Source organism: Nonomuraea ceibae, from assembly GCF_019396325.1.
Lineage (GTDB): Bacteria > Actinomycetota > Actinomycetes > Streptosporangiales > Streptosporangiaceae > Nonomuraea > Nonomuraea ceibae.
On the sequence record NZ_JAHKRO010000004.1, the window covers coordinates 60,492 to 74,606 of the forward strand.

15 protein-coding genes are annotated in these 14,115 nt (G+C 71.8%); 9 read left to right on the forward strand and 6 right to left on the reverse strand.

What is annotated here, in order from left to right:
- The first annotated feature begins 67 nt into the window (after window positions 1-67).
- The 5 genes from KME80_RS04365 to KME80_RS04385 all read left to right on the forward strand — a co-directional run bounded on the left by KME80_RS04365 (window position 68) and on the right by KME80_RS04385 (window position 4,195).
- Window positions 68-937 (forward strand): NAD-dependent epimerase/dehydratase family protein, encoded by an 870-nt coding sequence (locus KME80_RS04365; RefSeq protein ID WP_219500501.1) that lies wholly within the window; start codon window positions 68-70, stop codon window positions 935-937.
- A 174-nt stretch (window positions 938-1,111) separates the two neighbouring features.
- Window positions 1,112-1,423 carry a co-chaperone GroES gene (groES, locus tag KME80_RS04370; protein WP_043623565.1) on the forward strand — a complete coding sequence of 104 codons (312 nt, stop codon included), beginning with the start codon at window positions 1,112-1,114 and terminating at the stop codon, window positions 1,421-1,423.
- Between the two features lie 73 nt (window positions 1,424-1,496).
- Window positions 1,497-3,116, forward strand: coding sequence for a chaperonin GroEL (gene groL / locus KME80_RS04375; RefSeq protein WP_219500502.1), 1,620 nt, complete (start codon window positions 1,497-1,499; stop codon window positions 3,114-3,116).
- Between the two features lie 291 nt (window positions 3,117-3,407).
- The gene (locus KME80_RS04380; RefSeq protein ID WP_156325505.1) at window positions 3,408-4,043 is read left to right on the forward strand and encodes a sigma-70 family RNA polymerase sigma factor; all 636 of its coding nucleotides are present in this window, start codon (window positions 3,408-3,410) and stop codon (window positions 4,041-4,043) included.
- Window positions 4,040-4,195: a hypothetical protein gene (locus KME80_RS04385; protein WP_156325503.1), complete on the forward strand. Its 156-nt coding sequence runs from the start codon at window positions 4,040-4,042 to the stop codon at window positions 4,193-4,195. The genes KME80_RS04380 and KME80_RS04385 overlap by 4 nt, the downstream gene beginning before the upstream one ends.
- Here the strand turns inward: KME80_RS04385 and KME80_RS04390 are convergent.
- Window positions 4,156-4,533 (reverse strand): DUF5319 domain-containing protein, encoded by a 378-nt coding sequence (locus KME80_RS04390; RefSeq protein WP_219500503.1) that lies wholly within the window; start codon window positions 4,531-4,533, stop codon window positions 4,156-4,158. The two genes, KME80_RS04385 and KME80_RS04390, sit on opposite strands and share 40 nt — an antisense overlap.
- A gap of 106 nt (window positions 4,534-4,639) precedes the next feature.
- The gene (locus tag KME80_RS04395) at window positions 4,640-5,566 is read right to left on the reverse strand and encodes a response regulator transcription factor (RefSeq protein WP_308125611.1); all 927 of its coding nucleotides are present in this window, start codon (window positions 5,564-5,566) and stop codon (window positions 4,640-4,642) included.
- 502 nt (window positions 5,567-6,068) lie between these two features.
- Between KME80_RS04395 and guaB the strand changes: the two genes are divergently transcribed.
- Both guaB and KME80_RS04405 read left to right on the forward strand, forming a co-directional pair.
- The gene (gene guaB / locus KME80_RS04400) at window positions 6,069-7,550 is read left to right on the forward strand and encodes an IMP dehydrogenase (protein ID WP_219500507.1); all 1,482 of its coding nucleotides are present in this window, start codon (window positions 6,069-6,071) and stop codon (window positions 7,548-7,550) included.
- A gap of 6 nt (window positions 7,551-7,556) precedes the next feature.
- Window positions 7,557-8,678 (forward strand): GuaB3 family IMP dehydrogenase-related protein, encoded by a 1,122-nt coding sequence (locus KME80_RS04405; protein ID WP_219500509.1) that lies wholly within the window; start codon window positions 7,557-7,559, stop codon window positions 8,676-8,678.
- 146 nt (window positions 8,679-8,824) lie between these two features.
- On the opposite strand, the gene KME80_RS04410 is transcribed toward KME80_RS04405, so the two are convergent.
- The 3 genes from KME80_RS04410 to KME80_RS04420 all read right to left on the reverse strand — a co-directional run bounded on the left by KME80_RS04410 (window position 8,825) and on the right by KME80_RS04420 (window position 11,474).
- Window positions 8,825-9,889: a methyltransferase domain-containing protein gene (locus KME80_RS04410; protein ID WP_308125612.1), complete on the reverse strand. Its 1,065-nt coding sequence runs from the start codon at window positions 9,887-9,889 to the stop codon at window positions 8,825-8,827.
- Window positions 9,890-10,061: 172 nt separating this feature from the next.
- A complete protein-coding gene (locus KME80_RS04415; RefSeq protein WP_219500513.1) occupies window positions 10,062-10,709 on the reverse strand; it encodes a class I SAM-dependent methyltransferase in 648 nt (215 codons plus the stop codon).
- A 216-nt stretch (window positions 10,710-10,925) separates the two neighbouring features.
- Window positions 10,926-11,474 (reverse strand): TetR family transcriptional regulator, encoded by a 549-nt coding sequence (locus KME80_RS04420; RefSeq protein ID WP_219500516.1) that lies wholly within the window; start codon window positions 11,472-11,474, stop codon window positions 10,926-10,928.
- A gap of 58 nt (window positions 11,475-11,532) precedes the next feature.
- Between KME80_RS04420 and KME80_RS04425 the strand changes: the two genes are divergently transcribed.
- Together KME80_RS04425 and KME80_RS04430 are read left to right on the forward strand one after the other, a co-directional pair.
- The gene (locus KME80_RS04425; RefSeq protein ID WP_219500518.1) at window positions 11,533-12,492 is read left to right on the forward strand and encodes a DsbA family oxidoreductase; all 960 of its coding nucleotides are present in this window, start codon (window positions 11,533-11,535) and stop codon (window positions 12,490-12,492) included.
- A 17-nt stretch (window positions 12,493-12,509) separates the two neighbouring features.
- Complete coding sequence (locus tag KME80_RS04430) at window positions 12,510-13,280, forward strand: phosphotransferase family protein (protein WP_219500521.1); 771 nt, start codon at window positions 12,510-12,512, stop codon at window positions 13,278-13,280.
- Window positions 13,281-13,286: 6 nt separating this feature from the next.
- On the opposite strand, the gene KME80_RS04435 is transcribed toward KME80_RS04430, so the two are convergent.
- Window positions 13,287-14,111 (reverse strand): class II fructose-bisphosphate aldolase, encoded by an 825-nt coding sequence (locus tag KME80_RS04435; RefSeq protein ID WP_219500523.1) that lies wholly within the window; start codon window positions 14,109-14,111, stop codon window positions 13,287-13,289.
- Between the last annotated feature and the right edge of the window lie 4 nt (window positions 14,112-14,115).

The following is a 14,115-nucleotide window of genomic DNA, read 5'->3' on the forward strand; positions in this document are numbered from 1 at the left end:
AATTTCGACGTTGAAATTTCTGGGGAGCCGCGCTAGTTTCCGGAGTGTCGAAGTGTTCAATGTCGAAGTGTTCGAGGTGGAAGGCATGAAGGTGCTGGTGCTGGGCGCGACGGGCTACATCGGCGGAGTGCTGGTCGAGCGGCTGATCGAGCGCGGCCACGAGGTCGCGGCGCTGGTGCGGCCGTCGGCCGACGGGAGCAGGCGGGTGCCCGGGGCGGCCGACGAGCGCCACGGCGACCTGGCGGACCCGGCGTCGGTCGCCGCCGCGCTGACCGCCGACGTCGACGCCGTGGTGCACGCCGCCGAGCTGACCGGCGACCGGGAGACCGACCTGGCCTCCGTCGGCGCGCTCGCCGCCTCCGGGAAGCGGGTGACGTACGTGAGCGGGGTCTGGGTGCTCGGCGAGGTGGACGGCGGGGACGAGGAGAGCCCGGCCGACCCCGTCCCGCTGGTCGCCTACCGCGACCAGGTCGAGCGGCTCGTGCTCGACGGCGGCGGGGCGGTGGTCCGGCCGGGCGTCGTCCACGGCCGGGGCGGCGGCATCCCCGCGCTGCTGCGCGAGCAGGCGGCCCGGCGCGATAAGGGCGTGTACGTGACCGCCGGGGGAGTGCCCGCCTGGACGGCCGTGCACGTGGACGACCTGGCGGACCTGCTCGTCGCGGTCGTGGAGAAGGGGGAGGCGCGGATCTACCACGCCATCGCCGAGGAGGGCGTGCCCGTGGACGCCGTCGCCGAGGCGGCCGGTGTGGCGGCCGGTGTGGGCGCCGTCGCGGAGCCGTGGCCGCTCGCGGAGGCCGCCGGAGTGCTGGGCGAGGGATTCGCCCAGGCCCTCGCGCTCAGCCAGCGCATCGGCGCGTCGCGCACCCGGGCGGCCCTGGGCTGGAACCCCGGCCGGGCCGGGATCGTGGCCGACCTGGCGGAAGGCTCCTACGCCTGATCGCCCAGAGCTGACGCGTTCGTGTTGACTGTCAAGCCCCTCTTGCATATGTTTCCTGTTGGCACTCTCCCCTTGAGAGTGCCAACTGTGCGACGAGGCAGGTCTGGCACCCGCGACGGCAGGCCCCGCTGGTCGCCTCTTCTGATCATTCAAATCTGAAGGGGAGGTCCGATCGTGACGACCGCCACCAAGGTTCCCGTTAAGCCGCTCGGCGACCGCATCGTGGTTCAGCCGCTTGAGGCAGAGCAGACCACCGCTTCCGGCCTGGTCATCCCGGACACCGCCAAGGAGAAGCCGCAGGAGGGCAAGGTCCTCGCGGTGGGCCCGGGCAACTGGGACGAGGACGGCGACAAGCGGATTCCGCTCGACGTCTCCGAGGGCGACATCGTCCTCTACAGCAAGTACGGCGGCACCGAGGTCAAGTACGGCGGCGAGGAGTACCTCGTGCTCTCCGCCCGCGACGTTCTCGCGATCATCGAGAAGTAAGCCGGTCGTGTCGGGCCCCGGGCGCTCCCAAGGCGGCCGGGGCTTTCGACGCTAGGAGAGGACTTTCAGCAAAATGGCGAAGATTCTGGAGTTCGACGAGGACGCCCGCCGCGCGCTTGAGCGCGGAGTCAACGCCCTCGCGGACGCCGTGAAGGTTACCCTCGGCCCGCGTGGCCGCAACGTCGTCATCGACAAGAAGTTCGGTGCTCCGACGATCACCAACGACGGTGTCACCATCGCTCGCGAGGTCGAGCTGGAGGACCGTTACGAGAACCTCGGCGCCCAGCTCGCCAAGGAAGTTGCCACCAAGACCAACGACATCGCGGGTGACGGCACCACCACCGCGACCGTCCTGGCCCAGGCCATGGTCCGCGAGGGCCTGCGCAACGTGGCGGCCGGCGCCTCGCCGCTGTCGCTCAAGCGCGGCATCGACAAGGCCGCCAAGGACGTCAGCGACAGGCTGCTCGCCTCGGCCATCCCGGTCGAGGACAAGAAGGCCATCGCCGACGTGGCGACGATCTCCGCCCAGGACGCCAAGATCGGTGACCTGATCGCCGAGGCGTTCGACAAGGTCGGCAAGGACGGCGTGCTGACCGTCGAAGAGTCCAACGCCATGGGCATGGAGCTCGAGTTCACCGAGGGCCTGCAGTTCGACAAGGGTTACCTGTCGGCCTACATGGTGACCGACTCCGAGCGGATGGAGTCCGTCCTGGAGGACGCCTACATCCTGCTCACCCAGGGCAAGGTCTCCTCCATCGCGGACTTCCTGCCGCTGCTGGAGCAGATCGCCCAGACGAAGAAGCCGCTGCTCGTGGTCGCCGAGGACGTCGAGGGCGAGGCCCTGGCCGTCCTGGTCACCAACAAGATCCGCGGCACCTTCACCTCCGTCGCCGTCAAGGCTCCGGGCTTCGGCGACCGCCGCAAGGCGATGCTGCAGGACATGGCCATCCTCACCGGCGGCCAGGTCGTCAGCGAGGAGGTCGGCCTCAAGCTGGAGAACGTCGGCCTGGAGGTGCTCGGCACCGCCCGCCGCATCGTCGTCACCAAGGACGCCACGACCATCGTCGACGGCGCCGGCGACCCTGCCGCGATCGAGGACCGGGTCAAGGAGATCAAGCTCGCCATCGAGCAGTCCGACTCCGACTGGGACCGCGAGAAGCTCCAGGAGCGCCTGGCCAAGCTCGCGGGCGGCGTGTGCGTGCTGCGCGTCGGCGCGGCCACCGAGGTGGAGCTCAAGGAGAAGAAGCACCGCCTCGAGGACGCGATCTCCGCGACGCGCGCCGCGATCGAGGAGGGCATCGTCTCCGGCGGCGGCTCCGCGCTGATCCACGTCTCCAAGGACCTCGACGACCTCGGCCTGACGGGCGACGAGGCGACCGGTGTCAACATCGTGCGCCGCGCGCTGGTCGAGCCGGCCCGCTGGATCGCCGAGAACGCCGGCCTGGAGGGCTACGTCGTCACCCACAAGGTGGCGGAGCTGCCTGCGGGCCACGGCCTCAACGCGGCAACCGGCGAGTACGGCGACCTGCTCGCGCAGGGCGTCAACGACCCGGTCAAGGTCACCCGCTCGGCGGTGCAGAACGCGGCGTCGATCGCGGGCATGCTGCTGACCACCGAGGCCCTCGTGGTGGACAAGCCCGAGGAGGAGGCCCCGGCCGGCGGCCAGGGTCACGGCCACGGGCACGGCCACTAGGGTTCGCTGTAACGCGCTTCGGCCCGCACCGGGATTCCGGTGCGGGCCGTTTCGTTGTTTGTAGCGCTATGTCACATTTTTCTGTGAAATATTGTTTATCTGAGTAAACCTGGAGTGCGGGTTAAGCGTCCGTGGTCTGACGAATGTCGTGCCATTTGGCTTATAACGTGAAACAATCTGCCAGGCATAAAGGCTTAGTGTTGTCACTCGATTACTATCGGTTATCGTCGCTTCAATGTGACCAATCCGTAGCCGTTCGCCATGACGACAGGCCGGAGCGGGCCGGGCATCATGCCTAACGTGAGCGAGGGAAGCGTCGCCGACGCCAAAATTGGGGTAAGGCTCGCGTCGAGACTTCCGGCACGGACGGATGACTCCGACCTAAGAGAACTGACGAGCCTCGCGGTGCAGGGAGATCGCAGTGCGATCGAATCCTTGCTCGGCGAGTTGCGTCCGATGGTGGTGCGCTATTGCCGCGCCAGGCTGGGCCGCGTTTCGGGGCAATATCACATTGCCGATGACGTGGCCCAGGAGGTGTGCATCGCGGTCCTGTCCGCGCTGCCGCGATACCGCGACATGGGGCGGCCGTTCGCGTCGTTCGTCTTCGGGATCGCCTCGCACAAGGTGGCCGACGCGCTGCGCAGCTCCGTGCGCTCGGCCGTGCCGACCCAGGATCTCCCCGACGGGCCCGACGACGGGCCGGGGCCGGAGGAGACCGTCGTCCGCTACATCGAGGTCGAGCACGCCCGCAGGCTGCTCGCCCGGCTGCCGCCCAACCAGCGCGAGCTGCTGCTGTTGCGGGTGGTGTCGGGGCTGTCGGCCGAGGAGACCGGTAATGTACTCGGCATGTCACCAGGTGCCGTACGCGTCGCCCAGCACCGGGCGCTGGCCAGGCTGAGGCAGATGGCCGAGCTGGAGTCGGCTTGACCCCTGAGGAAGAGAGCGACGCGCTGCTCGACGCGCTCGCGGCCGGTGAGCTGCCCGACAGCGGCGACCCGGCCGCCCGGGTGCTCGCGGCCCTGGTCGGCGACGTGCTCGATCAGCGGCGTTCCTCCGTGTCGATGACGCCGTCGACGTAGCCTCGCGCGTACTCCCAGGTGACGTAGGCGGCCGGATCGGGCTGGAAGGCCGGCTCGTGCATCTGGGGCTGGCCCAGCTCGATCATCTGGCGCAGGTTGCCGCGCAGCAGGTCCCAGTCGAAGAAGTGCTGCTCGCCGCACTCCGGGCAGTCGAGCACCAGGCCCAGCACCCCCTGCTGCTCCAGCAGGGAGCGGAAGACCTCGACGTCGGCCAGGTCGGTGATGGCCTCGTCGCGCTCGGCGGCGGTCAGCGGCTCGGCCTCGCCGAGCTCGCCCATCGCAGCGGAAGGGTCGTTGGGGTCGTCCGCGAACGGGTCGCGGGGGACGTCTTCCAGCACCTTCCCACCATATGACCGATGCGGCGCGAGCGGTGGGCATTGACCGACCCGGCCACGCCGCACACCCTCAGCCCCGCCCTCACGGTCGCCTCGGGCCGGCCTTGGGTCAGGTCAGCCAGCCGCGGCGGGCGGCCTCCACGCCGGCGTGGAAGCGGGACTGGGCGCCGAGCTCGGCCATCGCGTCGGCGAACCTGGCCCGTACGGTGCGGACCGACAGGCCGAGCTGCCGGGCGATGGACTCGTCGCACAGGCCCTGCGCGGCCAGCCGCAGCACCTGCGCCATGCCGCCGCCGCGCTCCCAGGGCAGCGGCACGGCCCGCCCCCACCACTCCTCGAACAGCGAGCGGAGCATGCCCGCCACGATGGGGGTGCGCATCAGGTAGAAGTTGTAGGCGTGGTCGGGCAGGTTGCCGCCCCAGGTGGCGGGCAGCCCGGCGGTGTCGCTGCCGGCCGTCATGAACCAGCTGGGCACCCGGTCCAGCGTGCGCACCTGGCCGCCGGTCGCGAGCAGCCGGGTGAGCTGGTCGCGCACCCCGGGCAGGGTGAGGGTGGCGACGGGCAGCACGGCGCGCACCACGAGCAGGCCGCGGCGCTGGGCGTCGATCCACGGCTCGACGAACTTGGCGGCGAAGTCGGCCATCGTCCGCTCGTCGGGGATCGCGGTCAGCAGCGTCATCGGGGGAGCCTGCACGGCCATGCCCATGACGCTCTCGTACAGCACGTCCGCGCCGCTGGCGGACTCGACGGGGAACGGGCCGCTGCGGTGGTCGCGGCCGGCGTCGTAGTCGCGGATGAGGCCGCGGATCGAGCCGAGCACGGTGTCGATGCGGCGGCTCTCCTCGGCCAGCCGGTCGAGCCGTTCGGCCACGAGCCGCCCGAGCGCGGCCGCCGGGTGGCGGGCCAGGTACTCGCCGGACTGCTCGTCGACGACGCCGAGCCTGACGAGGTCGTCGAGCTGGTCGGCGACCTGGTCGACGGGCCCGTCGGTGGCCTCGGCCAGCTCGGTGCGGGTGGCGCGGTGGAGGCGCAGCACTGCCGTGTAAAGGGCCGTTTGCGTGGGATCGAGGCCTAGCGTTTCGAGCGGATCTGGCACAGTTTGGTGCTCGTTGCGCATGTGTCGGGCTCCGTAGGGGGGAACGCGCGGCGTGCCGCGAGGATAACCCGGCATTCCTTACTTGTCCGCTGGTTGCGCCGACTGCCCCGGCGGGGGGTGCAACTTCGTGCAATTGCACGTTTTCACATTGCGCTGTGCCGTTCCGTAACCCACGCTTAACTCAGCGTCGGCATTCCGTTACAGGGCCCGGCGCCGCCGGCCATCAGGACGCGGAGGGGGGTTCGGTGGCGTGCGCGGCGTCAGGCCCGGATGCCGGTGGCCGGGGGACGGCGCGGCTCACCGACCGCTCCGTCCCCCGGCACTTCTGCTGGATGCCGGGAGTACGACGGACCGTGGGGGTCATCGTCCTCCCGGCATCCATGCGTTTTGGAGGCAGGCCCTAGACTTGCTGCATCAGCGCAACGGCAGGAGGGGCCGCAGCATGTCCAAGTTCACACAGACGGGTCTGACGTTCGACGACGTGCTGTTGGTGCCGGCCTATTCCGACCTGCAGCCGGGCGAGGCCGAAACCGCCACCAGGCTGTCACGCCGCATCACGCTGTCGATCCCGCTCGTCTCGGCGGCGATGGACACTGTCACCGAGGCGCGCATGGCGGTCGCGATGGCCCGGCAGGGCGGCATCGGCATCCTGCACCGCAACCTGTCGGTCGAGGAGCAGGCCCAGCAGGTCGACCTGGTGAAACGGTCCGAGGCCGGCATGGTGACCAACCCGGTGACCTGCAGCCCCGACGACACCCTGGCCGACGTCGAGCGCCTGTGCGCCACGTACCGGATCTCCGGGGTGCCCGTCACCGACGCCTCCGGCATCCTCGTCGGCATCGTCACCAACCGCGACATGCGCTTCGAGACCGACCAGGCGCGGCCGGTGCGCGAGGTCATGACCAAGATGCCGCTCGTCACCGCCCCCGTGGGGGTCTCGCGTGACGACGCCTACGCGCTGCTGCGCAAGAACAAGATCGAGAAGCTGCCGCTGGTCGACCCGGACGGCAGGCTGCGCGGCCTGATCACGGTCAAGGACTTCACCAAGAGCGAGCAGTATCCGCTCGCCACCAAGGACGCCGACGGCCGCCTGGTGGTGGGCGCGGCCGTGGGCGTCGGCGGCGACGCCGAGGTGCGCGCCAAGGCGCTCATCGAGGCGGGCGTCGACACCATCGTGGTCGACGTCGCGCACGGCCACTCCAAGGGCCTGGCCGACATGATCGCCAAGGTCAAGGCCAACAGCAAGGTCGACGTCATCGGCGGCAACATCGCCACCAGGGCCGGCGCCCAGATGCTCGTCGACGCGGGCGCCGACGCGGTCAAGGTCGGCGTCGGGCCGGGCTCGATCTGCACCACCCGGGTCGTCGCCGGTGTCGGCGCGCCGCAGGTCACCGCCATCTACGAGGCGTCGCTGGCGTGCGCCCCGGCCGGCGTCCCGGTGATCGGCGACGGCGGCCTGCAGTATTCGGGCGACATCGTCAAGGCCATCGCGGCCGGCGCCGACAGCGTCATGCTCGGCTCCCTGCTGGCCGGCTGCGAGGAGTCGCCCGGCGAGCTGATCTTCATCAACGGCAAGCAGTTCAAGTCCTACCGGGGCATGGGCTCGCTCGGCGCGGTGCGCAACCGCGAGCGGGGCGGCACCTCGTTCAGCAAGGACCGCTACGCCCAGGCCGAGGTCGGCGGCGAGGACAAGTACATCCCCGAGGGCATCGAGGGTCAGGTGCCCTACCGAGGCCCGGTCGCGGCGGTCGCCCACCAGCTCGTCGGCGGTCTGCGCCAGGGCATGTGGTATTCCGGCTGCCGCACGATCCCCCAGATGCACACCGACTGCGAGCTCATGCCGATCACGGCAGCGGGCCTCAAGGAGAGCCATCCCCACGACATCCAGATGACCGTGGAAGCTCCTAACTATCACAGAAGGTAAAACCGCATGACTCAGCAGGTGGAGATCGGCCGGGGCAAGGCAGGCCGCCGGGCTTACTCGCTCGACGAGATCGGCCTCGTCCCGTCGCGGCGCACCCGCGATCCGGAAGAGGTCTCGATCGCCTGGCAGATCGACGCGTACCGGTTCGAACTGCCCGTCGTCGTCGCGCCCATGGACAGCGTCGTCTCGCCCGCCACCGCGATCGAGATCGGCCGGCTCGGCGGGCTCGCGCCGCTCGACCTCGAAGGGCTGTGGACGCGCTACGAGGACCCGTCCCCGCTGCTGGAGGAGTGCGCCTCGCTCGACGCCGAGGCGGCCACCCGCAGGCTTCAGGAGATCTACGCGGCGCCGATCAAGGAAGAGCTGATCGGCCGCCGCATCGAGGAGATCCGCGCCTCCGGCGTGACCACGGCCGTCCGGCTGTCGCCGCAGCGCACGGTGCAGTATCACAAGGCGGTCATCGACGCCGGGGTCGACATGTTCGTCATCCGGGGCACCACGGTCTCCGCCGAGCACGTCTCGGGGCGGGCCGAGCCGCTCAACCTCAAGCAGTTCATCTACGAGCTCGACGTCCCGGTGATCGTGGGCGGCTGCGCCACCTACACGGCGGCGCTCCACCTGATGCGCACCGGCGCGGCCGGCGTGCTGGTCGGCTTCGGCGGCGGCGCCTCCCACACCACCCGCAACGTGCTGGGCGTGGCGGTGCCGATGGCGACCGCGATCTCCGACGTGGCCGCGGCCCGCCGCGACTACATGGACGAGTCCGGCGGACGCTACGTGCACGTGATCGCCGACGGCGGCATGGGCACCTCCGGCGACATCGCCAAGGCCATCGCGTGCGGCGCCGACGCCGTCATGGTGGGCTCGCCGCTGGCCCGCGCCTCCGAGGCGCCCGGCCACGGCTTCCACTGGGGCTCCGAGGCGCACCACCCCGACCTGCCGCGCGGGCGGCGGGTCGAGTTCGGCACGGTGGGCACGCTGGAGCAGATCCTGCACGGCCCGTCCAGCGTGGCCGACGGCTCGATGAACCTGATGGGCGCGCTCAAGCGCACGATGGCGTCGACCGGCTATTCGGACATCAAGGAGTTCCAGCGCGTCGAGGTCGTCGTCGCGCCGATCCAGCGCTGATCTCGGGATGAGGATTTCTCCACCGCGTAGAAAGAATTTTGCTCGCGGTGGAGAATCCTCCACCCGGCCGCCAGTGTCGCCCGCGCATGATCGTCAAGATTTCCCTGGGCGGTCCCTGCCTGGTGGGAGCAGGCGAGGGCCGCCTCTCAGCCGATCACCCGCGTCGCCTCGTCCAGCCACACCCGCTGCTCCTCCGGGGTGACGGTCATGCCGAACCGCTCGTGACCGGGCTCTCCCCAACTCACCCAGGTGAAGTAGGCGTTGACCGCCTCCGCCCACACGTCGCGGTCGCCGAACCTGTAGACCTCGTAGTCGTCGCGGTGCGGCTGCCAGCTCGCGGCCGCCCACTCGTCCGGGCCGCCGATCACCCACATCCGGTAGAAGTCGTCCTCCTGGTAGACGCTGGTGCGCAGCCCGGTGAGCGCGGAGACGGCCAGGTCGGCGCCGAGCGGGGCGTAGGCCAGGGTGCGCGGGTCGACCGGGGTCCTGAACTCCAGCGCGTCCTCGCGCCGCCACGGCCCGAGCTCGGCGGGGCGCTGGGAGCGCATCATCATGTAGTGGGCGCCGCCGGAGAAGCGCCCGGCCGCCGTGCCGCCCGGCATGACCGTCAGGCGCAGCGCGTGGCCCGCCCCGAAGCCGGGGCAGTAGGGTGCGACGATCGCGCCGCCGGGCCGGGTCTGCTCGATCCACGCGTACGGCACCGTACGGACTCCGCAGGTGACGTGGACGCGGTCGTACGGGGCCCGCTCCGGGCAGCCGTAGGCGCCGTCGCCGACGATCAGGCGCGGGCCGTCGCCCAGGCGTCGCGCGGCGTCGGCGGCCACGGCGGGGTCGATCTCGATGCTCGTCACGTTCGCCGCGCCGACCAGGTGTGACAGCAGCGCGGCCGTCCACCCGGTGCCCGTGCCGATCTCCAGCACCCGGTTGCCGGGGGCGGCGTCGAGCAGGCGGAGCAGGTGCGCGACCGTCGCGGGCGCCGAGCACGACGAGGTGTAGCCGCCCTTGGCGGTCCGGAGGTCGGCGCGCCCGTCGTCGAGCTGCGTGACGATGGGGGACGCGGAGCGTACGGCCTGCCACCAGCCCTCCGGGTCGGCTTTGCGGTCGATCAGGAGTGGCGGCCCCTCCGGCTCCGGGACGTGTAAGGCCACGTCGGGCACGAACCGGTGGCGCGGCACCGCCTCCATCGCCCGCGCCACGGCGGTGGCGCTCACCTCGCGCCGCCTGCCTTCTGACGCTCGCCCACGGGACCTCCTTCGGCTCGACGGTGACGGACCGTGATCGTAGGCAGGCGGTACGGGCCGGGCAAGGGATTCGCCGAAGAGCGCTGACGGCAGGTGGAGAACTTTGTGCATCGGTGGAGAATCGTCATCCCCCGGGAGAAAGTCAGGGGCGTACGGCACGGATGTAGTAGAGCAGCGACGGCAGCGGCCCCTCCGCCTCGACCCGGAAGCCCGCGTCGGGGATCAGGGTGCCGAGCAGCTCCTGCGGGGTGTGGTCCATGGCGGGGCCCGAGATCATGGCCATGAGCCGCTTGAGCAGCGGGTGCTCCGGCGGCCTGAATTCGGCGACGAGCAGCCGCCCGCCGGGCCGCAGCACCCGGAACATCTCGCGCGCCGCCGCCGGCCGGGCCTCCGACGGGATGTGGTGCACGGCCAGCGTGGAGACGACCAGGTCGAACGAGCCGTCGGGGAAGGGCAGGTCCTCCCCTCCGGCGACGACGTACTCGCAGTTGCCCGGGGCGCGGTCGCGGGCGTAGCCGATCATCGCGGGGGACGGGTCGACGCCCGTGACCTGCCCGCCGGGGCCCGCGACGGGCGACAGGATGCGGCTGAGGTAGCCGGTGCCGCAGCCGACGTCGAGGATCCGGTCGCCGGGCCGCGGCTTGGCCTGGGTGGCGACGCGGGTGAAGGCGGCGCGGCGGCCGCCGGGGTAGCCGAGCGAGGCGACGACCTCGTAGGCGCGCGGGTGGTCGATGGTGCCGCCCGCGTCGGCGTGCTCGGCGTGGTCGTGCAGGAGCCTGCCCAATCCCATGACGTCCTCTTCTCGGTACGGAACAAGGTGTTCGGTATTGAATGGTGCGTTCACCAGCCTGAGGAGTCCAGGACAGGCGGGTGCGGCGGACCCGCCGGGCCGTGCAGGAGCGGCGGCGGCTGGTGGAGGCGCTGCTGGGCCGCCGCGGGCGCGCGGCCGTCGCCGGAGCTGGACCGGCTGGTGGTGTGCGTGGTGGGGGGCGTTCATGGCGCTGGTTCAGGGGCGGAAGAGCCGCCAGAACGCCAGGGCCAGCTCGCCGGCCGGGGTTTCGCGAGGCCCGGTCACCCAGTGGGCGATCACGCCGACGAGCGCGCCCGACAGGTAGGCGGCGTGCACTTCGGGCGGCACGTCGTCGAAGCCGGCCGGCCGGGAGCCTTGCCGGAAGCGGGCCGACAGCTCGCCGGTGAGGCGTTCGCGCAGGCGGGAGGTGCAGCGGGGGCTGCCGAGCAGGCACGCGTAGAGGGCGGCGCTGGCGGAGATGTGCGCGAACAGGGCGGTGAGCGGCTCGGGGGCGCGGTCGCGGGGCGCGTCGAGCGGGCAGAGCGCGGCGGCGCGGGCGACCTCGGCGACCGCGTCCTCCAGCGCGTCGGCGGCCAGCGCGTCGACGTCGGGATAGTGCAGGTAGACGGTGGCCCGGTTGACCTCGGCGCGCTTGGCGACCTCGGAGATCGTGATCGAGCCGGGCTCGCGTTCGGCCGCCAGGTCGAGGAGGGCGGCGTGCAGCCTGGCCCGGGTGCGCTGGGCGCGTGGGTCGTCGGGGTTCATGCCGCCCACTATACGACATGTGTTGCTTAATTGACAGTTGTCGCATAGTCTCGGTGTCATGCGAATCGAGATCTGGGCCGACGTGGTCTGCGGCTGGGCGTACATCGGCAAGCGGCGCCTGGAGAAGGCCCTCGAAGGGCTGGACGCCGAGGTGGTCTGGAGGCCGTTCCGGATCGACCCGACGGCCCCCGCCCAGGCGATCCCCTACGAGGAGGCGATGGCCGACCCCCTGGTCGACGCCGCGGTGGAGCGCTGCGCCCCCGGCCTGACCCCGGGGGAGAACCGGGTGCGGATGTCGCTCATCGCCGCCGAGGAGGGCTTCGGCTGGCGCTGGGGCCCCGCCTGGCGCGCCAGCAGCCACGACGCCCACCGGCTGATCGCGCTGGCCGCCGAGCATGGCGCCGACCAGGACGCCGTGGCCGAGCTGGTGATGAAGGCCCACTTCATCGACGGCCTCGACATCAGCGACCGCCAGGTCCTGCACCGGATCGCCGCCGAGGCCGGCTTCCCCGAGGGCGCCGCGCTGCTCGACGACGGCGCCGGGGAGCGGCTCGTCCGCGAGCTCCTGCTCCGGGGCAAGGCCATGGGCGTCGCCACCTCGCCCACGCTGGTCGTCGGCGGCCGGGCGCTGGCCGGGGCCCAGTCGCCCGAGGTCATCAGGGACTTCGTGCTGGCCGGCGACGGCCCCGGGCGGCGGCTGCCCGAGGAGGTCGAGCGCTACCGGCACGCCGAGTCGCTGCTGGACCAGCGCGACCCGCTCGGCGCGCTGGTGCTGCTCGGGCCGCTGCTCGGCGAGCACGGCGACGACCGCAACGTGCTCATGCTCGCCGGCCGGGCCTACTACGCCTCGGCGCAGCTCGGGCGCGCCCGCGCCACGCTGGAGCGCCTGGTCGAGCTGTCGCCCGACGACGCGTACGTCCACCAGCTGCTTGGACGCACGCTCCAGCGGCAGGGACGGCCCGACGAGGCCGCGCCGCACCTGCGGCTGGCCGGCGCCATGGTGCCGGACTACGCCTGACCACCTAGCATGCGAAGATGGCCGATCTCCAGGGGACGCACGCGGTCGAGGTGCGGGGCGACGTCGTCACCAAGCGCTACAAGGAGGAGAAGCCGGGCGCGGCCGAGCGCGAGTGGCGGGCACTGACCCTGCTGGCCCGCTACGCGCCCGGGCTCGCGCCCCGGCCCATCTCCAACGAGGGCGGCGTGACCATGTCCCGCATCGACGGCGTCCCGCTGCGCGGCCTGGCCGACGCGCCCGCGCACGCCGCCGACCTGGCCACCGCGCTCGCCGAGCTGCACGCCGCCGTCCCGCCGCAGGTCCTCGCCGGCGTGCCCGTACGCCGCTGGGGCCCGCAGGCGCTGGCCGGTCAGGTCGGGCAGTGGTGCGAGCAGTGGCAGCCCAGGGACCCGGCGGCCGACCGCGCCGTGAGCGAGGGCCGCCGGTGGCTGGAGCGGTGGCGGCCGAGCGAGGGCGACCCGCCGGTGCTCGGCGCCGGTGACGGCAACCTGGCCAACTTCCTGTGGGACGGCGAACGGGTGCGGATCGTCGACTTCGAGGACTCCGGCCGCAGCGACCGCGTCTACGAGCTGGCAGAGCTGTCGCAGCACGTCTCCATGTGGGTCGACGGCGAGGTCGACGTCCTGCGGCACGTCGAGCTCACCGCCGCCGAGCGGGCCCGGCTGCGCGAGTGCAGCAGGCTCCACGCGCTCACCTGGCTGTTCCTGCTGTCGGGTGAGGGCCCGCGCAACCCGCCCGGCACCTTCCGCCGCCAGGTCGAGCGGGTCCTCGCCGTGCTGGAGGCGTGAGGCGGCTCAGCCCGCGAGCACCCCGAGCAGGTGGCTGACCTCGCGCGACACCGCGTCGCGGCCGGCCTTGACGTACTTGCGCGGGTCGACGACCTTGCCGTCGTGGTCCAGGTAGTCGCGGATCGCGCCGGTGAACGCCTTGTTCAGGTGGGTGGCGATGTTGACCTTCTTCATGCCCTGGCGCACCGCCTCGCGCAGGATCTCGTCGGGCACGCCGGACGAGCCGTGCAGCACCAGCGGCACCGGCAGGGCCGCCCGCAGCTCGCCGATGAGGCCCAGGTCGAGCACGGCGTCCTTGGTGGTCATCGCATGCGAGGTGCCGACGGCCACGGCCAGCGCGTCGACGCCGGTCCTGGCCACGTAGTCGGCCGCCTCGTGCGGCTTGGTGCGGGCGCCGGGGGCGTGCACGCCGTCCTTGCCGCCGACCTCGCCGAGCTCGGCCTCCACCCAGACGCCGCGCTCGTGGCACCAGGCGGTCACCTCGGCGGTGGCGGCCACGTTCGCCTCGTCGGGCAGCGCGGAGGCGTCGTACATGACCGAGCCGATCCCCAGCGTGACGGCCTCCTCGACGAGCGTGCGGTCGGTGGCGTGGTCGAGGTGCACCGCGACCGGGACCTCCGCGCGGCGGGCGACCGCGAGCGAGGCGAGCGCGATCGGCTCCAGCGCGCCGTGGTAGCGGACGCAGTTCTCGCTGATCTGGAGCACCACCGGCAGGCCGAGGGCCTCCGCGCCCGCGACGATGGCGGTGGCGTGCTCCAGCTGGATGACGTTGAACGCGCCCACCCCGGCGGGTGACTCACGGACGATGTCGCCGATTCCGGCGAGCGGCATGACG